The following is a 20,083-nucleotide window of genomic DNA, read 5'->3' on the forward strand; positions in this document are numbered from 1 at the left end:
GCTTCTTTTATTTTGATGTATTTTCTTTTACTGTTAAGGTGCTTGACACTTTTGTGCGTTGAAAGAAAAAAGAACCTACGACGAGTACAGCAATTAAAAGAGTTAAGAAGAACTGGGAACGTAATGAATCAATAAATGCCATGGCAATAAAAATACTGGTGATGGCAAGGATTGTAGCATAAGTTAAGTAAGGAAATAACCACATTTTAATTTTTAATGCTTCAGGATTTTCTTTTTCATATTTTTTTCTCATTTTAATCTGTGAAAATGCAATAACAAGATATACAAGAAGCGCTACACCGCCTGATGCATTCACTAAGAACAAAAAGATTTTATCTGGTGAAATGTAGTTAAAGATGACGCTAATGTACGAGATAACTGTACATGCTAATATTGCGCTAACCGGCACGCCTTTTTTATTTAATTTTGAAAAGCTTTTTGGCGCATCACCATTTTGAGACATGGAAAACAGCATCCGAGAACTTGTATATAAACCAGAATTCAGACAAGAAAGGACGGCCGTTAAAATAATAAAGTTCATAATTTGAGCTGCGGCCGGTATATTCACTAACTCAAGAATAGATACAAACGGGCTTTTCATTAAGCTTGACGAGTTCCACGGAAGAAGCGTTACTAAAATAAAAATAGAGCCTAAATAGAAAAACAAAATGCGATAAATAACAGTATTGGTCGCGATGGTAATGGCTTTTTCAGGCTGAGAAGATTCACCTGCCGCGGTTGCGACAATTTCTGTTCCCATAAAGGAGAACATGACAAGAGCAATTCCTAAAAATACAGAGCTAATTCCATTTGGTAAAAAGCCGCCTTTGTGCAAAAGATTGGAAGTACCAGGAGAATCAATTCCTGGAATGAATCCACAAATAATAGCTATACCTAAAAGCAAAAAAAGAACGATGCTGACAACCTTGATGAGGGAAAACCAATATTCAAATTCTCCGAAAGATTTAACAGAGTACAGATTGGTCATCGTTAATAAAAAAGTAAGAGCAAGGCTTACTCCCCAAGATGGCAAAGACGGGAACCAGTATTGAATAATATTTGCACCTGCAATGGCTTCAACAGCAATAACGATAACCCAGAAAAACCAGTAGAGCCAGCCAATGGTGTAGCCAGCCCAAGGACCTAGTGCCTCTTTTGCATAAGTGGAAAAAGAACCGCTAGAAGGCTTTGCAGTAGACATTTCGCCAAGCATTCGCATGACTAAAATAACGAGCAAACCAGCAAATGCGTACGAAAAAATAGATCCCGGTCCAGCGGTGTTAATGAGTGATCCGCTTCCGATAAACAATCCTGCCCCGATAATTCCTCCAAGAGAAATCATGGTGATGTGCCTGATTTTTAACTCCTTCTTTAACTGTGGCTGTGGATGGCTGTTCAATTGTAAAACCTCCTATATAACCTGAATTTTTAGTTAATATGGAGAATTATAGTATGTTGTAAGGCGTAAGGACAGGATGTTGTTAGAAGTTCTTTCATGCAAAAAAACCGGGCATGAATTGTTCAATTCATATCCGGCTTACTCTGGCACAGACATTCATTATGCGTATAACGTATCTGATTAGCGTCTTTTTCCTTTATTATGATAAGCCATGTAGATGAATTTCTTATGAATGTTAGCTGAAAATCAGCTGAATAATCGTTTCAGATACGTTAATCGAAAGAAGTCTAAGTAAAGAATACCGTGGAATAGTATTCAAACTCTCTGCAAAGCGTTAAATGCGGGTTTTCCTTTCTGAAAACGGGTATATATAGTAGTAAGAAGCTTATTCTTTTGCTAAGTATAAAAGAAAGATGTGCGGTAGAAACAGGAGGTTATAAATAATGAAACATGTTGAAGTAGTAGAAAACGGGGCGAATATTAACGAAGCAGTTAATCAATTTGCAGACAAAGGTTTTGAGAACAATGAAGTATACGTGTTTACTTATAACGAGGAAAATTCTAAAAATTTAACAGAAGTAACGGATACAAATATTATTCGACAGTCTGAAGAGGGTCCTCTACATTCAGCAGCGAGTTTATTTTTAACAAGAGAAGATGAACTTCGAACAAAAATGGCTTCGCTAGGCTTATCAAAAGACGAAACAAAAAAATATGAAGAAGAGTTAAAGAAAGGCAGTGCGATTGTAGTGGCTGCTACAGGAGAAAGAAAAGACGCTTAGTTTTAATAGATAGGTGCTAGTACATCTATCTTTAATTGTTGTTTTTTCCAATATATGATTGATAAAACTAATGGTATTAGTTAAAATAAAAACTAATACCATTAGTTTTTATTTTAATAATAGGGGATGAGGAAATGAGAATAGTTCGTGAGAAAATGTTGTATCAACTGACGTTTTTGCCTCGCTTTTTTCCGGTAAACTGTTATTTAGTCGAAGAGAAAGATAGCCTTACATTAATTGATGCAGCTCTTCCTTACAGCGCGTCAGGTATTTTGAAAGCTGCAGATCAAATTGGAAAACCGATTACGCGAATCGTTTTTACGCATACTCATGAAGATCATATCGGAGCGATTGATACTTTGAAAAAAAGCTTGCCGAATGCTTCCGTTTATATGTCGCAAAGAGATTATCGATTATTTTCAGGAGATTTAACAATCGATTCGGAGGAACCTCAAAACCCGATCCGCGGAGGAGTTCCAAAACTAGGAAAGATTTCAACTGAAATTGATCAGTTCATTGAAGAAGGGTCTTACATTGGCTCACTTGCTCCTGTTTTTACACCTGGACATACACCTGGTTCTATGTCTTTCTTAGACCAGAGAACGAACGCATTAATTGCCGGAGATTCTTTCCAAATGCAAGGAGGGGTTGCGGTATCAGGTCAGTTAAAACCGTTGTTTCCATTTCCCGCTTTTGGGACGTGGAGCAAGGAGCTGTCGCTTAAAAGTGCAGAAAAGCTATATGAATTAAACCCAGCACTTCTTGCTGTTGGGCACGGAAGTCTCCTTTCTCAGCCGCTAAAATTGATGGAAAAAGCAATAAAACAAGCAAAAGTAAAAATGGAAAAAAGGAGATGAAGAGATGTCGCCGAGACAGGGACTAGATTTCAGGAAGGTTATTCAAACAGGTGTAAACTTAGCCAACCGTGAAGGGTTTTATGCCGTTACAATTGCTTCATTAGCCAAGGAATTAGAAGTACGTCCACCGTCTCTATATAATCATATAAAGGGGTTAGAAGAGCTGCGCAAAGAACTGGCTTTAAGTGGACTGCAGCAGCTATATCATCTTCTAAAAAATGCTGTTGAACATGCTTCTGCAGAAGAAGCTGTTTATCAGCTAAGTAAAGCGTATGTTTCATTTGTAAGGGAGTCTCCGGGAATATACGAAGCAACGGCAATGGTAGCACCAAAGATACAAGATGAAGAAGTACAAAAAGCATCTGATAACATTGTGTCTTTAGTATTGAATGTGTTGAAACCGTATCAACTTCCGGAAAATGCAGCTCTTCATGCTGTTAGAGGTCTTCGAAGTATATTACATGGATTTTCTTCTTTGGAGCAGCGAGGGGGATTTGGGATGTCGTTAAGTACCGATGAGACACTAGATTTTTTAATTTGTACGTTTGTATTGGGGCTACATCAATACGAGCAGGCTACATAAACTCTATTAATGCTACTAACCCGTTAATTGAAATTGAAAAAAAAGAGAAAGAATGATAGATTACAAATAAAGACATTTATTCCTATTGTTTTAGGGTTGTTACTGATGGAGCAGGCAAAACCTAAGCTGCAAGGACAGAAAATGTAGTTTCTGTTTGTTGCTGTTTAGGTATTTTTTGTTTTTGTTTAAAATAACTAGCCCTTTTAATTTGTTTTATAAGGGGGAAAATCTTCTGAGAATGGAGAGAAGCAAATATGCTTAATTCAAGAATGATTGTCATATTACGAGAACTAATGTCCATACAGTCTACATTATCAACCGTTACGAGCGAATATTTAGCAACAGTAAATCAAGTATCTTCGCGAACTATTCGAACCGATATAAAACAGCTAGATGACATTTTGTCTCAGTACGGTGCCAAAATTAAATCAGCTCGAGGAACAGGATATGAACTTAGCGTTTTAGATGAAAAACAGTTTCATCAGCTATTAAAAGAACTTTCGGCTAATCAATTATTTGATGCAACCTCTATTCCAACGGTTCCTGATGACCGCGTGCATTATTTAATTAAAAGACTGCTGTTAGCAGACGAATATTTGAAGCTCGAGGATTTAGCAGACGAGTTGTATATTAGCAAATCAACGATTCAAAACGATTTAAGAGACGTCAAAAAACAGCTGTGTAAGTATGATATTCTTTTAGAAAAGCGTCCTAACTATGGCTTGAAAGCTAAAGGGGACGAAATGAAAATGAGATTTTGTATGTCTGAGTATGTATTCAACCGAAAGGATAAAGAAGTAGATATGGTATACAATGAAATATCCATTCTTCCTCAAGAATCAATCTTAACGATTAAAGCCCATATTTTAAATCAAATAAAACGATATAATGTTATGGTTTCAGACATTGGGCTAAACAATTTGATTATTCATTTAGCAATAGCCTGTAAGCGAATCCAAGAAGAAAATTTTGTCTCTTTATATTCAGAAGATTTGCTTGAAATTATGGAGCACAAAGAATATGAAGTAGCAGCTGAAATTGTGCGGGAAATTGAAAAGGCATTCAAAATTTGTTTTCCGAAGTCAGAAACAGCGTATATCGCCATTCATTTGTTAGGTACAAAAATGCTCAACAATAGCAATCATGAAGAAAAAGAAGTGAAGCAGTTTATTGATGCAGATATTTATGAATTAACAGCGGCTATATTGGACGCAATTGAAAAAGAGCTTCATTTAGGAATTAGTGAAGATTCAGAGTTGATTCTTGGCATGAGTTTGCATTTGAAACCAGCTATCAATCGCTATAAATATGGAATGAATCTACGAAACCCCATGCTTGAAGGAATTAAGAGCCATTATCCTCTGGCTTTTGAAGCTGGGATTATAGCTGGGAAGGTTCTAAAAAATCGTCTTGAAATTGATATGCATGAAACGGAAATTGGCTATTTAGCTTTACATATTGGAGGGGCCATTGAACGACGGAAAATTATCAATCAACCTAAGCGCTGTTTGATTGTATGCGCATCAGGAGTAGGGAGCGCCAAGCTATTATCATATAAGCTGCAGGCTACGTTTGGATTAAATCTTACTATTTTAGGAACAACTCAGTATTATAAGCTTCATCAAATGTCGCTGCACTCTTTAGATTTTATTGTTAGTACCATTCCAATTCCAGACCATCTTCCTGTTCCGGTAATAGAAGTAAGTACCATTCTAGGAAACAATGATTTTAAAAAAATTGAATGTTTAATGAAGAATAAACCGCAGCCTTCGTTAGAATACACGAAAAAAGAATTAGTATATTTACAGCAAGAATTCCAAACAAGAGAAGAAGTGCTGCATTTTTTAGGAGAGAAATTAACTCATCTAGGACTAGTTCCTTCTCATTTTATAGAATCCGTTTTTGAAAGAGAAGCTGCATCGCCAACAAGTTTTGGCAATCTAGTAGCGATTCCTCATCCAATGGTTCCTCAAACGGAGACAACGTTTTGGGCAATTTGTACGTTGAAAAAACCGATTATGTGGGAAGGAAACCTTGTACAATTTATTTGCCTTTTAAGTGTAAAAGCGAATAATCAAGGCGATTTACAAAAAATGTACAGCTTGTTAGTCCGCGTTGTGGATGATAAGCAGGTCGTGCAGCGCTTAGTAAAGTGTAAGGATTATGAGGAATTTATAGAGGTGTTTATGAAAAATATTGGATAAAACAAGAAGTCCAGGAGGTGGGCTTCTTGTTATCTGAATGTTCAAATATAATTTTTCCGTTACTAACGGAAAAAGGTTGTGTATAAATGTAAGCGCTTTTATTTTAAGATAAAGCTATCAACAAAACAGATAGCAAAATAAAAAACGGGGGAATGACAAATGAATATTCTATTATGTTGTGCAGCTGGGATGTCTACAAGTTTACTAGTAACAAAAATGGAAAAAAGCGCTCAGGATCAAAGCACGGAGTATAAAATTTGGGCGGTTCCTGGTGACGCTGTTCGCAACCATATTGATCAAGCAGATGTACTTTTATTAGGACCTCAAGTGCGCTACTTATTGCCTCAGCTTAAAAAGCTAGGTGAAGAAAAAGGAGTACCAGTTGACGTAATTAATCCTGTTCACTACGGGACATGTAATGGAGAACAAGTGTTAAAATTTGCGGTTCAACTAGTTTCAAAATAGGAGCGTGGACTACATGAGCAAATTTAATAGTATGCTTGAAAGCAAAGTAATGCCTATCGCCGGAAAAATGGCGGGTCAACGCCATTTACAAGCACTTCGAGACGGTATTGTTCTGACAATGCCGCTCATTATTATCGGTTCAGTCTTTTTAATACTATCGAATTTACCGATACCAGGTTACAACGAATTTATGGCAGGGATTTTCGGAAAAGAATGGGCAACGAAAATGGCCTATCCAGTTGGAGCTACATTCGATATTATGGCGCTGCTTGCTTGTTTTGGGATAGCCTATCGGTTAGCTGAAAAATATGGAGTGGATGCTTTGTCCGCAGGAGCAATTTCACTTGCAGCTTTTTTACTTGCTACTCCGTATAAAGTGTCCTTTCTCCCAAGCGGAGCCAAAGAAGCTATTTTAGTAGACGGCGGAATTCCCACCGCTTTAATGGGAAGTAAAGGGCTCTTTGTAGCGATGATTGTCGCAATTCTTTCTACGGAAATTTACAGATGGTTTATTCAAAAAGACATTGTCATCAAGATGCCTGATGGAGTTCCTCCTGCTGTTGGAAAATCGTTTGCGGCTCTTATTCCTGGCTTTACGGTAATAGCATTTATTTGGATTTTACGTTTGTTAGTAGAACAAACGCATTTTGGAAGTCTGCATAATATTGTTGGAGAATTGCTTGGAAAGCCTTTAGGTGTATTGGGCGGCAGTTTAGGCGGTACGCTAGTTGCCGAGCTTGTTATTATGCTCATGTGGTCTTGTGGACTTCATGGAGCGAATATTGTTGGTGGAATTATGGCTCCGATTTGGTATGGAGCTATGGATGAAAACCGAATTGCATTTGCTAATCATGAAGCATTACCAAATATTTTTACACAGCAGTTCTTTGATATTTGGATCAATATTGGAGGAAGCGGAGCAACGTTAGCTCTAGTTGTTGCTATGATTTTAAAAGCGCGCAGTCAGCAAATGAAGCAGCTTGGTAAATTAGGAATAGGACCAGCTCTTTTTAATATCAATGAGCCTATCATTTTTGGGCTTCCGATGGTGATGAATCCAATGATGCTTATTCCATTTATTATTACACCTCTTGTGACGGTGGTAGCAACCTATATTGCGATGTCGACAGGCTTAGTAGCAAAACCAGCAGGTATTGCAGTTCCTTGGACCATGCCTCCGATTATTTCGGGCTATTTGGCAACAGGAGGGAAGTTATCGGGTGCAGTGATGCAAGCGATTAACATCGGAATCTCTGTTTGTATTTATTATCCTTTCTTTAGAATGTGGGATAAACAAAAATTTGCCGAAGAAAATGGAATAGAGCCTACAGTTGAAGGGGTACCAAGCGATACACAGAAAGATATTGTGTGAGGAGGGATAAAGAATGGAAAGCGTTCAAGAATATATTTTCAAACTAATCTTACACGGTGGCAACGGAAGAAGTTCCGCGATGGAAGCGATAGCGGCTGCTAAAAGCGGAAATTTTTCAGAAGCACGTGAAAAGCTTACACAAGCTGCGGAAGAATTAAACGCAGCTCACCACATCCAAACCTCGTTAATTCAAGGAGAAATTAGAGGGGAAAGTACAGAAATTTCTCTGCTCATGATTCATGCTCAAGATCATTTGATGAATGCGATGACAGTAAAAGAAATGGCTACTGAATTTGTAGATTTATATGAAGCAATCAAAATTTCTGGAGGGATTACATTATGACAAAAGGTATTAAGATTGTAACGATTGGCGGAGGTTCAAGCTATACACCAGAACTAATAGAAGGCTTTATTAAACGATATGATGAACTTCCAGTTCGAGAACTGTGGCTAGTAGACGTAGAAGAAGGAAAAGAAAAATTAGAGATTGTTGGGAATTTAGCAAAGCGAATGGTAAAAAAATCAGGTTTACCAATTGATGTTCATTTAACGTTAGATCGAAGAGAAGCACTAAAAGATGCGGATTTTGTAACGACTCAATTTCGCGTTGGTTTGTTAGATGCACGAGCGAAAGATGAAAGAATACCGCTTAAATACGGGGTGCTCGGTCAAGAGACAAACGGACCAGGCGGATTATTTAAAGGGCTTCGTACAATTCCCGTTATTTTAGATATATGCCGTGACATTGAAGAGTTATGTCCAGAAGCTTGGCTGATTAACTTCACAAATCCTGCGGGCATGGTAACAGAAGCTGTGCTTCGCTATAGTAACATTAAAAAGATTGTAGGACTTTGTAATGTGCCAATCGGAATGGAAATGGGAATTGCTAAACTGCTTGATGTAGACCACTCCCGCATCCGAATTGACTTTGCTGGTTTAAATCACATGGTCTATGGATTAGATGTATATGTAGATGGTGTAAGTGTCAAAGATCAAGTTATTGATTTATTGAGTGATCCAAATAACAGCAGCTTTGTAAAAAATGTAGCGGGACTTGGATGGGAGCCGGAGTTTACAAAAGCGCTGAATGCATTAACTTGTCCATATCACATGTACTATTACAAAACGCGTGAAATGGTAGAAAAAGAGCTTGTTAATTATGAAAAAGGTGAAACGAGAGCAGAAGTGGTAAAACAGTTGGAAAAAGAGCTGTTTGAGCTGTATAAAGATCCTAATTTAGACATTAAACCGCCTCAATTAGAACAGCGCGGCGGCGCCTATTATAGTGATGCAGCCGTTCGGTTGATTACATCAATTTATACGGATAAAGGTGATATTCAACCTGTAAACACAGTGAACAACGGAGCCATTGCAAGCATTCCAGCTGATTCTGCCGTAGAAGTAAGCTGTATTATTACAAAAGATGGTCCGAAACCAATTTCAGTCGGCGACCTTCCTGTATCTGTTCGCGGTCTTGTTCAAACAATTAAGTCATTTGAACGAATTGCAGCTGAAGCAGCAGTGACAGGGGATTACGACAAAGCTATTTTAGCATTAACCATTAATCCGCTTGTGGCGTCTGATAAACTAGCTAAGCAAATTGTAGATGAGATGCTAGAAGCTCATAAAGATTACTTGCCTCAATTTTTTAAGACTGTTCAAGCCTGATATCGAGCTGTTCGAATACAGTATGTATTCGAACAGCTCTTTTTTTCTGTTTGTAGAGCTAGATTTCTGACATCATCAATGTAACAATATAAAATAGAACCAGACAGCAAAGGGTGGCTAGAAATGATTCATTTATTAATTATGATGGTAGAACGAGTCGGAGTTATTGTTATTATAGGTTTCTTGCTGGCACATACAAAAGTTTTTCGGCAATTTCTCCGCAAACAGCAAGGTTATAAAGGAAAAGCTGTACTCATTTTCATTTTTTCTCTTTTTAGTATTATTAGCAACTACACGGGAATTGAAATTCAAGGAACGATTATTCGAAATGAAGATTTATTATTAAAGGTGGATCCATCAAGCTCCATTGCAAATACGCGAATTATGGGTGTGGAAATGGGCGGTCTGCTTGGCGGTCCTTTTGTTGGTTTAGGAGTAGGACTACTTGCTGGTGTTCATCGCTTTATGCTAGGAGGAAGTACGGCGTTTAGTTGTGCAGTTTCATCCGTTTTGGCAGGGGTGTTAACTGGATATATCGGCTATGCATATCGGAAAAAACATCGAACGATTACACCACGCTTTGCTGCACTTGTAGGCATAGCGATGGAAACGCTTCAGATGCTTATTATTTTATTATTTGCTAAACCATTTGATTCGGCATGGACGCTAGTAAGTATTATTGCTATTCCAATGATTATTGTAAACGGCACGGGAAGCTATATCTTCCTATCTATTATCCAGTCTATTTTACGGCAAGAGGAACAAATGAGAGCGCTTCAGACACACAAAGTATTATTAATCGCAGATCAAACTCTTCCTCATTTTCGTCAGGGCCTCACTGCTGAATCGTGTGAAAATGTTGCAAATATTATTCATCGCTTCACAGGTACGGATGCGGTTTCGTTAACTGATACGCACAAGATTTTAGCTCATGTAGGGGAAGGAATCGATCACCACGTTCCTTCGCATAGTTTAATTACTGGACTGTCTCACGAGGTGCTGAAGACAGGAAAAATTATGAAAGCGAAATCTAGAGAACAAATTGATTGTCAGCATAAGGACTGCCCGCTTCATGCCGCTATTGTGATGCCGCTTACTTCTCACGGTACCACCATTGGAACGCTAAAAATGTATTTTAAAGATGCAAGCGGGTTAAGCCGGGTGGAGGAAGAGCTGGCAGAAGGATTGGCTAAACTTTTTTCAACTCAGCTAGAGCTCGGCGAAGCAGAGCTTCGAAGTAAATTGCTAAAAGATGCGGAGATTAAGGCCTTACAGGCACAGGTGAATCCTCACTTTTTATTTAATGCTATTAATACAATCTCGGCGCTGTGCAGACAAGACGTAGAAAAAGCCAGAAAGCTGCTTTTGCAGCTAAGTATTTATTTTCGTTCCAATTTACAAGGTGCAAGGCAGCTGTTGATTCCGTTATCAAAAGAGCTTGATCATGTTCACGCGTACTTATCGCTAGAGCAAGCTAGGTTTCCTAATAAATACGAAATTGACATGTATATTGACCAAGGACTGGACGATGTCTTGCTTCCGCCGTTTATTCTTCAAGTGCTTGTGGAAAATGCCATTCGGCACGCATTTCCGCGTAAACAAAAGCACTGTCGTGTAGAAGTTTATATTGAGGCAAAAGATAAATATGTATATGTAAAGGTAAAAGACAATGGACAAGGCATAGACACAAAAAGAGTGCAAATGCTTGGCAATCAGCCCGTTTTTTCAGAAAAAGGAACAGGGACAGCTCTTTACAATATTAAACAACGTTTGCATGGATTGTTTGGAAAAGAAACAAAGCTGGAGTTTGACGTAACAGAAGGAACAACAGTTTCGTTTGTTATACCAATTGAATTAAAAAGCGAGGGTATGTAATATGCTGCGAGTACTGATAGTAGACGATGAAATATTAGCGCGAGATGAATTAAAATATTTGCTGCATCGAACGAAAGAAGTAGACTTCATTGAAGAAGCTGAGAGTATCGAAGAGGCATTGGATAAAATGATGGATGAAAAGCCGGATTTATTATTCTTAGATATACAATTGTCAGATGACAGCGGTTTTGATATTGCTAAAAGGCTTAAAAAAATGAAAAATCCCCCAGCTATTATATTTGCAACTGCGTACGACCAGTACGCTTTACAAGCCTTCGAAGTAGATGCAATTGATTACATTTTGAAGCCTTTTGATGAAGAGAGAGTGGTGCAGGCCATTCATAAATATAAAAAAATGCGTGTCCCTCATCACGCTGTCAAAGAAGAAGAATCAATCGGAGAGTCTTCGTCTCAAACTGGAAAGTTAGCGATTTCTGTAGATGATTCGATTGTGTTAGTAAATATAGAGGACATCTTGTTTGTAGGATTAATAGAAGGAGAAGTCACTATTCAGACTATAACAGAATCCTATCATACTGCTGATACGCTGGCTATGCTAGAAAAAAAGCTCCCTTCTCAGTCGTTTATTCGTGTGCACCGGGGGTATATCGTCAACGTACATCATATTTCCGAAGTACAGCCATGGTTTAATTCTACGTATAATTTAGTGATGAAAAACGATGAGCGAGTTCCTGTCAGCCGTACATATGCTAAAGAATTGAAGAAACGTTTAGGAATTTAAGAAAAAAGCAGCTTGCGTATGCATTTCAGCAAGCTGTTTTTTGCATTTCAAGGCTCGATTTTTGTAAGTGAGCACAAATATTTGACTCTTTAGTTTGAAAGCGCTTTCTTATGGGTTTTCATTTTATATAATGAAGTCAACAAACAGAGAGAGGTGAAAGAAATGAGTGCTAAAAAAGTGTATGGCTTTTTAACACAAGCATTTATTTTTTCCGTAATTATGTTGATTTCAGATTTTATTGCAGAGCATTTGCCTTTTCCAATGCCCGCTTCAGTCGTTGGGCTTGTGCTGTTATTTCTTGCACTCTGCTTGAAGATTATTAAACTAGAGCAAGTTGAATCACTGGGAACGGCTTTAACTTCTTTGATCGGATTTTTATTTGTGCCAGCAGGTATTTCTGTCATGAATTCATTAGGTGTTATGCAGCAGTACGGCATTCAAATTTGTTTGGTTATCATGGTGGCAACGATTATTCTGTTAGGCGTTACAGGCTTATTTTCACAGCTTATACTTAGCATGACAAAAGATAATAAAGTAAAAGAAGAAAGAAAAGCTGTAGATATGAATGAAAAAACGAAAAAACAAGGCATTGCTTAATATTAATTATAAAGAGACAAGGTGGTTGGAAAGATGAATCCGTATTTTGGAATCGTGGTTTCTTTAGCTGCGTACGGTATTGGAACGTATTTATTTAAAAAGTCAAAAGGGTTTTTCTTATTTACTCCTTTATTTGTGGCAATGGTACTCGGGATTGCTTTTTTGAAAATTGGTCACTTTTCTTATGAGGAATATAGCAGCGGCGGGAAAATTATCAGCTTCTTTTTAGAGCCGGCAACAATTGCTTTTGCCATCCCTTTATATAAGCAAGCCGGTAAATTGAAAAAGTACTGGTGGCAAATTCTTTCTTCGATTGCGGTAGGGTCAGTTTGTTCGGTAGCAATTATTTTTGCGATTGCTAAAGGTATTCATATGGATGAAGTCGTGATGAAATCAATGCTTCCACAAGCAGCTACAACAGCGATTGCGCTGCCATTGTCTCAAGATATTGGAGGGATTCCTGCTATTACTTCCTTTGCTGTTATTTTTAATGCAGTCATCGTATATGCACTGGGCGCTTTATTTTTAAAAGTATTCAAAGTGAAAAATCCAATTTCGAAAGGATTAGCGCTTGGCACTTCTGGACATGCGCTCGGTGTAGCCGTAGGGATTGAAATGGGAGAAGTAGAGGCAGCTATGGCAAGTATTGCGGTCGTTATTGTAGGCGTCGTCACAGTTGCAGTTATTCCAATATTTGTTCAGCTAGTCATGTAATAAAAGCCTGAAGAAGTCAGAAGTTTTCTGATATCTTCAGGCTTTTATTTGTTAATAGACCACTCCAAAATGTCGTGATGCGCAGTTTTGACAGGTTGTATGGTCAAAAAGGCTTTCAGGAATGATAAATTCAAAACAAAATTGACATTGTTTGAATTGACTTTGTCTATAAAACATTGTCTCTAAGAAAATGGCTGTAATATGTTCGGTTATGTGCTTAAAGGAACGCTGGTCTAAAATGGACCATGGAATAGACTGATGCTCTATGTAAATCGCAGAGGAAGTATAGGGCGTATCCCATTGAATGGTTTGATATCCAAACGTAAGGCCATGATGAGTTGCTGATGTAAATATGATCAGATTTTGATGGAATTCTGGTAGAGGTAATTCTAGTTTTTGATCTTTGAGCGATCTCGTTTTGGAATGCAGGTTATACAATTTAATTTGAAAATGAATCCACTGAGTGGCATGAGCGGTTATTGACATGTTTTAACCCTCCAATTCAGAATCTTTCTTTTATCATAATTGATTTCAAAATAAATACATAGCAGGCACAAGGAAGATAACAAAATTTTATATAGATTACTTATAAGGCGCAGGGAAAGGCGATACAGGCACAGCATCCTTTTTTTACCCTTTTTTAAAGCATAGTAATCTTCTACATAAAAGCCGACTTTCAACGAATGACATCAGCGCACTCATACGCTTTAAACAGATTTTAATGTTAGAAGTTATAACAAGGTTCATTTCTTTTAGAGAAGTTTATGAAATAATAAAAAATGTATCTTTTACGGTCTTAATCTATGTTTTGGAGGTTTTTATATGACGAGACAAAAGCTGATATTAATCGGAAACGGAATGGCAGGGATGCGCTGTATTGAAGAAATACTGGTTCATTCCCCAGGTTGTTTTGATATTACTGTTTTTGGAAGTGAGCCTCATGTTAACTATAATCGAATTTTATTATCAACCGTTTTACAAGGGAGCACAAAGCTTGAAGATATCAATATCCATTCTTTTGCATGGTATAAGGAAAATAATATAACCTTATTTAAAGGAGAAAGTGTTATCCACATAGACACAGAGAGAAAAGTAGTAAAAACAGATAAAAACAGAGAGGCGATGTACGACAAGCTTATTATTGCTACTGGTTCAAGCCCATATATGCTCCCCGTTAAAGGATCTGAAAAAGAAGGTGTTCTCGGTTTTCGTACCATCGAAGACTGTCAGAGAATGATTAACATCTCTAAACAATATAAAAAAGCAGCGGTTATTGGAGGAGGTCTGTTAGGGCTGGAAGCTGCTAGAGGACTGTTGAACTTAGGAATGGATGTTCAAGTTATCCATCATTCGGGCTTCTTAATGGAGCGACAGTTAGACAGAGCAGCATCCGCTATGTTAAGAGAAGAATTGGAAAAGCAAGGCATGAGTTTTCTATTAAACAAACATACGGATGAGATTATAGGAAAAAGCCGAGTAGAGGGTATCCGATTTAATGATAACAGCAAAATTGCAGCTGATTTAGTTGTAATGGCTACAGGAGTAAGGCCAAATGTTAATCTAGCTAAAAAAAGCGGAATAGAAACCAATAGAGCAATCATCGTAAATGATTATTTAGAAACGAATATACCCGATATCTATGCAGTAGGTGAATGCGCTGAACATCGAGGGATGACATACGGTCTTGTTGCTCCCCTTTATGAACAAGGAAAGGTCTTAGCGCGACATCTTTGCCAAATAAAAAACGAAGGTTACCATGGGTCCGTGCTTTCCACTCAGTTAAAAATATCAGGAATAGACGTTTACTCAGTCGGAGAGTTTAAGGAAAATCAAGGTGCAAAAGCTATTACGATTTCGAATATGCTAGATGGTATATACAAAAAAGTAGTTTTTCGTGAAGGGAAAATAGTGGGAGCTGTTCTCTTTGGAGATATAAGTGATGCTTTAAAACTATCACAAATGATTAGTGAAAAAAAGGATTTGTCACAAGCGGAAAAAGTACAATTATTTCCTTCTCAGCATGAAAACGAAAGCACGGTAGCTTCTATGCCAATTACAGATATCGTGTGCAACTGTAACGGTGTGACAAAGGGAGCTATTATTGAAGCAGTACAGAAAAATGATTTAACGACAGTAGATGAAATAAAAAGTTGCACGAAAGCTTCTGGTTCATGCGGAGGATGCAAACCCCTTGTAACAGACCTTTTAACATATATTCAAAGCGATGAGTTTGATGAAATTATTGAACAAAAAACCTTTTGTGCGTGTACACATTTATCGGAAGATGAGCTGGTAAGAGAAATGCAGCGATATCAATTTGAGACGGTTCAGCAAGCAAGAGAAATGTTAAGATTTAAAGACCTGAAAGGCTGCTCGTTATGTGAAGGCGGTCTTCATTACTATTTAGATATGATTAATCCTCATTACGAAAACAATCGGCATTCTTTATTTACTACGGAGAATGAACAGGCTGTTCTGCTTCACGACGGGACTTATGCAGTGGTACCGCAAATTCACGGTGGTCTGACAAATGTACAGGAATTAAGGAACATAGCAAGCGTAGCTGAAAGGTACAACATCTCTAATGTTCGTTTAACAAGCGATCAGCGTATTCAACTCATTGGAGTAAAAAAAGAATATCTTCAGTTGGTAAGCGAGGAAATAGATAGAGGACTTCAGCCGCTATATGAACGTACAGTTAAAAATGTATCTGTTTATATAGGAAAAGGAACGTGTATTTGTCAGTATGAACCTGCTCTTGCTTTATCAAATGAATTAGATAAACAGCTTGAATATATAAAGACCCCATGTGATATCAAAATCAGTATTGCTTCTTGTTTTCACATTACAGAGAATGTAACGACAAGTGATATAGGATTAAGAAGAATAGACAGAGGATGGGAAATATATGCTGGCGGAAGCAGCGCAGCAGCCAAAAGCGGTGAGCTGTTTTATGTGGCGGAAACGAACGAAGAAGCAGTAGAAATCAGCTGCTCTTTAATTCAATATTATCGTGAAACGGCGAATTATTTAGAAAGTGTCGGCAGCTGGATCGAGCGGGTAGGAATTGTTCATGTCAGAGAAGTTTTGTTTGAGGTAGATAATCGAGATTATTTAATGAAGCAACTTAGCTCAGAACGCTCTCGTGCAATCACATATTTATTATAGGAAAGAAGGGTGACCTACGATGACTGAGATGCTGTTGAAATATTTTCGTGAGCAGCAAAAGCAAGTTGAAACCGAGCGTATCTATAATACGCAGTGTCCTTACTGCAGCATGCAGTGTAAAATGCAGTTAGTTGAACAAACGCATGTAAAAAGGAAAACGTATAAAACAATTGGAACAGACAATCCTACTTCTCAAGGAAGATTATGTATTAAAGGGATGAATGCGCATCAGCATCCTTTGCATAAAGATCGGATTCAATATCCTTTACTCAAAGTAAACGGAGAGTTTGTAAAGATTTCTTGGAAAGAAGCTCTTCACTATATTAAAGAAAACGTTACAGAGATTCAAGAGAAGAATGGAGCAGATGCACTAGGTGTTTATGGAAGTGCCTCTATTACAAATGAAGAGGCTTATTTATTAGGGAAATTTGCTCGAGTTGCATTAAAAACAAAGTATATTGATTATAATGGACGCTTATGTATGTCAGCTGCTGCTTCTGCTGCTAGCAAAACATTTGGTATGGACCGAGGGTTTACGAATAGCTTGCAAGAGGTTCCGCTTACTGAATGCATTATGCTAGCTGGAACAAATATTGCAGAATGTCAGCCAACGATTATGCCTTATTTTGAAAAAGCAAGAGAAAACGGAGCTTTTATTATTGCTATTGATCCAAGAGAAACAGCTACAACTAAAATAGCAGATTTACATCTGAAACTTAAACCAGGGAGCGACGCAGCATTAGCCAATGGAATTTTGAAGGTTATTATCGAAGAAAATTATCTAGATGAACGATTTCTACAAGAACGTGTTAATGGATTTGAAGAGGTGATGCAATATGTTGCTTCTCTAGAATTTAATGTTATTGAAGAAATAACGGGAGTGCCAGTTGAGGAAATATATCAAGCTGCCCGTATGTTTGGCCAAAGAAAAACGGGAATGATTTTTACTGCTCGAGGGGTAGAACAGCAAACAGACGGAAGTGCTGCAGTGCAAAATTTTTTGAATATTCTACTTTCTGTTGGGAAAATCGGTAAACCTTACTGCGGCTATGGAGCAATCACTGGTCAAGGAAATGGGCAAGGAGCCCGAGAGCATGGCCAAAAAGCGGATCAGCTTCCAGGCTACCGTTCAATCGAAAATCACGAGCACCGCATGTATATAGCAGATGTGTGGAACATAGAAGAGAAAGATCTTCCTAGAAAAGGCGTTTCTGCATATGAGATGATTGAAAAAATTCATGACGGTGAAATTAAAGGGCTGTTTTTAATGTGTTCAAATCCAACAGTTTCAAACCCAAACGCTAATTTTGTTAAGCAGGCTTTTGAAAAACTTGAATTTCTAGTGGTAGCGGATATGTTCGAATCAGAAACAGCAAAATTAGCAAATTTGATCTTACCAGCGTCTTCCTACTTGGAAGATGAAGGAACGATGACCAATGTAGAGGGAAGAGTTACGTTGCGTGAAGCTAGCTTTCCGTGCCGTGGCGAAATCAAACACGACTGGGAAATACTATGTGAAATTGCCAAAGTTTTAGGAAAAGAGGAGCATTTTGCGTTTTCATCAGCCGAAGAAATATTTAATGAACTGCGAATAGCAAGTAAAGGAGGAATTGCGGACTACTCCGGTATTACGTACGAACGATTACGAGAGGAAAAAGGGATTTTATGGCCTTGCAGAAGCTTAACAGATAAAGGAACCGAGCGACTGTTTGAAACACGTTTTGCTCATGGTGATGGAAAAGCGATAATGGTTTCTGTCTCAAACCAAGCCGTTGTTCCTAAAGCAAAAATAACGGAAAAATATCCTCTCTATTTAACAACAGGGAGAGTGATGTCACACTATTTAACGGGTGTACAAACGCGAAAAAGTGCGTCTTTATCTGCTAGAAATTTCGAATCATTTATGGAAATCCACCCTTCAACGGCGAAAAAATATCATATTTCGAATCAAGAATTGGTACAAATTGAATCTTCATATGGAAGCATTGTGGTAAGAAGCAGATTTTCAGATGGCATTCGGCCAGATACGGTATTTGTTCCTTTTCACTGGGCAGATTCTCAAAATGTTAATAACCTTGTTTCTGAGAAATTAGATCCCGCTTGTAAGATGCCTGGGTTTAAAGTAAGTGCTGTGAATATTAGCCCGTCTGTAAAAAGAAATAGCTATTAAAAATGCTGATACAAAAAGCCTCTTCAGAAAAAGAGGCTTTTTGTATGAAATCAGGCAAGGTGCTTTTGGTTAATACGTACATTTTGTTTTTTGAATCCAGAATAATTCAGTAAGAGACAGAATAGGGCAAAAAGCGCTAACAAGGAAAAACCGACCATGTAATCTCCGCTTGTATCTTTTAGAAAGCCTAGCACAATAGGAGGGAAAAACCCGCCTACACCTCCGAATGCTCCTACGATGCCGGTAACAGCTCCAATATTTCCTGTTGAAACAGATGGAACCATTTTGAAAACAGCTCCATTTCCGATGCCAAGAGTAATGGCTGCAAGTAAACAACCTACGCTAAATAGTGAGAAGACGCTTATGGTAAAAGCGATAAATAACCCTATTAGTAGCATTCCAGTAAAGACGAAGGTGAGTACTTTTTTTGCTCCGAATACGTCCGATACATATCCTCCAAGAGGCCGTACAAACGTTGCTAATACAACAAAAACAGCTGTTTTTAGCCCGCTATCTACAGTTGAAGCATTAAATTGATCATGCAAAATGGTAGGAAGATAGATGCTGAACGTGACAAAACCACCAAATGTTAAAAAATAGAAGACAGACAAAAACCAAGTTTCCTTAAATTTTAATACTGATAAAGACTCTTGCAACGTTTTGGGAGACGCGGCAGAAGGATGGTCTGAAGTTCCTACCCATAATAAAAGAGCCATTAAGGCTACCGCAATTGCTAAACTCCAAAACACCCAAGGTAAGCCAAAGGAAGCAAAGATAAGTGGGATACTAAAGCTTGCTACGGCTGACCCTAAGTTGCCCATTCCAGCAATCCCTAAAATAAAGCCTTGCTTTTGAGGTGAATACCATTTAGAGACATATGTAATGGATATAGCAAATGTTGTTCCAGCCATACCGATAAAAAATGCCCAAAAGAGGAGCATGGAGTAAGAGTGCGTAAAGCCTGCACAAATGGTAGGGAGTAAAAGAGCCAGCATAGTCAAAGAATACACTTTTCTTCCCCCGAAGCGATCTGTTAAAATCCCCATTGGAATTCTCATCAGAGACCCTAATAAGACGGGGGTAGCGATTAAGATACTTTTTTCAGCATTGGTTAATGAATACATCACTTGAATATCTGCAGCAATAGGTGCGAAGACAGACCATACTGCAAAAGCAATAATCATGGATAGAGTCGAGATAAGAAGTACAGATAAGGGCTGTTTAGAAAACATTGCTTAAAAACCTCCTTTTTTATATGCAGCGTAAAGCTGTTGCAATATGGTAATTATGATACTACGCTTTCTTTCTTATGTATCATTATGTGTTAGGTTTTCTGCCGTATTTTTGCTGAAGATCAGATGCAGGTAAAAGTGGAAGGATACCCTAGGCGTATACTCTGCACAAGTGCTCACGAAGAAACGGTTAAAAAGCTCTAAAAGAATAGTAAGTAGAAATATTAGCGGAGACTCAAAGAGAAATAGAAAATA

General features: G+C 38.0%; 17 protein-coding genes. 14 read left to right on the forward strand and 3 right to left on the reverse strand.

From position 1 onward, the window contains the following. Positions 1 to 7 precede the first annotated feature (7 nt). Positions 8 to 1,342, reverse strand: a complete 1,335-nt coding sequence (locus ACLHDF_RS15150) for an amino acid permease (RefSeq protein WP_413919803.1) — start codon at positions 1,340 to 1,342, stop codon at positions 8 to 10. Positions 1,343 to 1,842: 500 nt separating this feature from the next. On the opposite strand from ACLHDF_RS15150, the gene ACLHDF_RS15155 reads away from it, so the two are divergent. The 12 genes from ACLHDF_RS15155 (at position 1,843) to lrgB (ending at position 13,258) form a co-directional block, all read left to right on the forward strand. Beyond that, complete coding sequence (locus ACLHDF_RS15155; protein ID WP_413919560.1) at positions 1,843 to 2,181, forward strand: general stress protein; 339 nt, start codon at positions 1,843 to 1,845, stop codon at positions 2,179 to 2,181. A 134-nt stretch (positions 2,182 to 2,315) separates the two neighbouring features. Further along, positions 2,316 to 3,038 (forward strand): MBL fold metallo-hydrolase, encoded by a 723-nt coding sequence (locus ACLHDF_RS15160; RefSeq protein ID WP_413919561.1) that lies wholly within the window; start codon positions 2,316 to 2,318, stop codon positions 3,036 to 3,038. 4 nt (positions 3,039 to 3,042) lie between these two features. Further along, positions 3,043 to 3,621 carry a TetR/AcrR family transcriptional regulator gene (locus ACLHDF_RS15165; protein WP_413919562.1) on the forward strand — a complete coding sequence of 193 codons (579 nt, stop codon included), beginning with the start codon at positions 3,043 to 3,045 and terminating at the stop codon, positions 3,619 to 3,621. A gap of 254 nt (positions 3,622 to 3,875) precedes the next feature. Then, positions 3,876 to 5,825 (forward strand): BglG family transcription antiterminator, encoded by a 1,950-nt coding sequence (locus tag ACLHDF_RS15170; protein WP_413919563.1) that lies wholly within the window; start codon positions 3,876 to 3,878, stop codon positions 5,823 to 5,825. Between the two features lie 159 nt (positions 5,826 to 5,984). Continuing rightward, a complete protein-coding gene (locus ACLHDF_RS15175) occupies positions 5,985 to 6,290 on the forward strand; it encodes a PTS sugar transporter subunit IIB (RefSeq protein ID WP_413919564.1) in 306 nt (101 codons plus the stop codon). 13 nt (positions 6,291 to 6,303) lie between these two features. Then, a complete protein-coding gene (celB, locus tag ACLHDF_RS15180; protein ID WP_413919565.1) occupies positions 6,304 to 7,662 on the forward strand; it encodes a PTS cellobiose transporter subunit IIC in 1,359 nt (452 codons plus the stop codon). A 13-nt stretch (positions 7,663 to 7,675) separates the two neighbouring features. Further along, complete coding sequence (locus ACLHDF_RS15185) at positions 7,676 to 8,005, forward strand: PTS lactose/cellobiose transporter subunit IIA (protein WP_114894216.1); 330 nt, start codon at positions 7,676 to 7,678, stop codon at positions 8,003 to 8,005. Then, positions 8,002 to 9,330, forward strand: a complete 1,329-nt coding sequence (locus ACLHDF_RS15190; protein WP_413919566.1) for a 6-phospho-beta-glucosidase — start codon at positions 8,002 to 8,004, stop codon at positions 9,328 to 9,330. The genes ACLHDF_RS15185 and ACLHDF_RS15190 overlap by 4 nt, the downstream gene beginning before the upstream one ends. Before the next feature lie 123 nt (positions 9,331 to 9,453). Continuing rightward, entirely contained in the window at positions 9,454 to 11,205 is a 1,752-nt protein-coding gene (locus ACLHDF_RS15195; protein WP_413919567.1) for a LytS/YhcK type 5TM receptor domain-containing protein, read from the forward strand. A gap of 1 nt (position 11,206) precedes the next feature. Further along, positions 11,207 to 11,947, forward strand: coding sequence for a LytR/AlgR family response regulator transcription factor (locus ACLHDF_RS15200; RefSeq protein ID WP_413919568.1), 741 nt, complete (start codon positions 11,207 to 11,209; stop codon positions 11,945 to 11,947). A 162-nt stretch (positions 11,948 to 12,109) separates the two neighbouring features. Continuing rightward, positions 12,110 to 12,544, forward strand: coding sequence for an antiholin-like murein hydrolase modulator LrgA (gene lrgA, locus ACLHDF_RS15205; protein WP_413919569.1), 435 nt, complete (start codon positions 12,110 to 12,112; stop codon positions 12,542 to 12,544). A 33-nt stretch (positions 12,545 to 12,577) separates the two neighbouring features. Continuing rightward, on the forward strand, positions 12,578 to 13,258 hold the full coding sequence (lrgB, locus tag ACLHDF_RS15210; protein WP_413919570.1) for an antiholin-like protein LrgB: 681 nt from the start codon (positions 12,578 to 12,580) through the stop codon (positions 13,256 to 13,258). Positions 13,259 to 13,309: 51 nt separating this feature from the next. On the opposite strand, the gene ACLHDF_RS15215 is transcribed toward lrgB, so the two are convergent. Further along, the gene (locus ACLHDF_RS15215) at positions 13,310 to 13,744 is read right to left on the reverse strand and encodes a hypothetical protein (RefSeq protein ID WP_413919571.1); all 435 of its coding nucleotides are present in this window, start codon (positions 13,742 to 13,744) and stop codon (positions 13,310 to 13,312) included. Between the two features lie 336 nt (positions 13,745 to 14,080). Between ACLHDF_RS15215 and nirB the strand changes: the two genes are divergently transcribed. Together nirB and nasC are read left to right on the forward strand one after the other, a co-directional pair. Then, positions 14,081 to 16,426 carry a nitrite reductase large subunit NirB gene (gene nirB, locus ACLHDF_RS15220; protein ID WP_413919572.1) on the forward strand — a complete coding sequence of 782 codons (2,346 nt, stop codon included), beginning with the start codon at positions 14,081 to 14,083 and terminating at the stop codon, positions 16,424 to 16,426. Positions 16,427 to 16,445: 19 nt separating this feature from the next. Beyond that, on the forward strand, positions 16,446 to 18,596 hold the full coding sequence (gene nasC, locus ACLHDF_RS15225) for an assimilatory nitrate reductase catalytic subunit NasC (RefSeq protein WP_413919573.1): 2,151 nt from the start codon (positions 16,446 to 16,448) through the stop codon (positions 18,594 to 18,596). 50 nt (positions 18,597 to 18,646) lie between these two features. Here the strand turns inward: nasC and ACLHDF_RS15230 are convergent, their stop codons facing one another. Then, positions 18,647 to 19,828, reverse strand: coding sequence for an MFS transporter (locus tag ACLHDF_RS15230; protein ID WP_413919574.1), 1,182 nt, complete (start codon positions 19,826 to 19,828; stop codon positions 18,647 to 18,649). Between the last annotated feature and the right edge of the window lie 255 nt (positions 19,829 to 20,083).

It is taken from the genome of Priestia megaterium (assembly GCF_046599315.1).
Taxonomy (GTDB): Bacteria; Bacillota; Bacilli; order Bacillales; family Bacillaceae_H; genus Priestia; species Priestia megaterium_F.

Coding starts and splice junctions, on each gene's coding strand:
- ACLHDF_RS15150 (WP_413919803.1), bottom strand. CDS start 1,342: ATGATTTCTCTTGGAGGAATTATCGGGGCAGGATTGTTTATCGGAAGC.
- ACLHDF_RS15155 (WP_413919560.1), top strand. CDS start 1,843: ATGAAACATGTTGAAGTAGTAGAAAACGGGGCGAATATTAACGAAGCA.
- ACLHDF_RS15160 (WP_413919561.1), top strand. CDS start 2,316: ATGAGAATAGTTCGTGAGAAAATGTTGTATCAACTGACGTTTTTGCCT.
- ACLHDF_RS15165 (WP_413919562.1), top strand. CDS start 3,043: ATGTCGCCGAGACAGGGACTAGATTTCAGGAAGGTTATTCAAACAGGT.
- ACLHDF_RS15170 (WP_413919563.1), top strand. CDS start 3,876: ATGCTTAATTCAAGAATGATTGTCATATTACGAGAACTAATGTCCATA.
- ACLHDF_RS15175 (WP_413919564.1), top strand. CDS start 5,985: ATGAATATTCTATTATGTTGTGCAGCTGGGATGTCTACAAGTTTACTA.
- celB (WP_413919565.1), top strand. CDS start 6,304: ATGAGCAAATTTAATAGTATGCTTGAAAGCAAAGTAATGCCTATCGCC.
- ACLHDF_RS15185 (WP_114894216.1), top strand. CDS start 7,676: ATGGAAAGCGTTCAAGAATATATTTTCAAACTAATCTTACACGGTGGC.
- ACLHDF_RS15190 (WP_413919566.1), top strand. CDS start 8,002: ATGACAAAAGGTATTAAGATTGTAACGATTGGCGGAGGTTCAAGCTAT.
- ACLHDF_RS15195 (WP_413919567.1), top strand. CDS start 9,454: ATGATTCATTTATTAATTATGATGGTAGAACGAGTCGGAGTTATTGTT.
- ACLHDF_RS15200 (WP_413919568.1), top strand. CDS start 11,207: ATGCTGCGAGTACTGATAGTAGACGATGAAATATTAGCGCGAGATGAA.
- lrgA (WP_413919569.1), top strand. CDS start 12,110: ATGAGTGCTAAAAAAGTGTATGGCTTTTTAACACAAGCATTTATTTTT.
- lrgB (WP_413919570.1), top strand. CDS start 12,578: ATGAATCCGTATTTTGGAATCGTGGTTTCTTTAGCTGCGTACGGTATT.
- ACLHDF_RS15215 (WP_413919571.1), bottom strand. CDS start 13,744: ATGTCAATAACCGCTCATGCCACTCAGTGGATTCATTTTCAAATTAAA.
- nirB (WP_413919572.1), top strand. CDS start 14,081: ATGACGAGACAAAAGCTGATATTAATCGGAAACGGAATGGCAGGGATG.
- nasC (WP_413919573.1), top strand. CDS start 16,446: ATGACTGAGATGCTGTTGAAATATTTTCGTGAGCAGCAAAAGCAAGTT.
- ACLHDF_RS15230 (WP_413919574.1), bottom strand. CDS start 19,828: ATGTTTTCTAAACAGCCCTTATCTGTACTTCTTATCTCGACTCTATCC.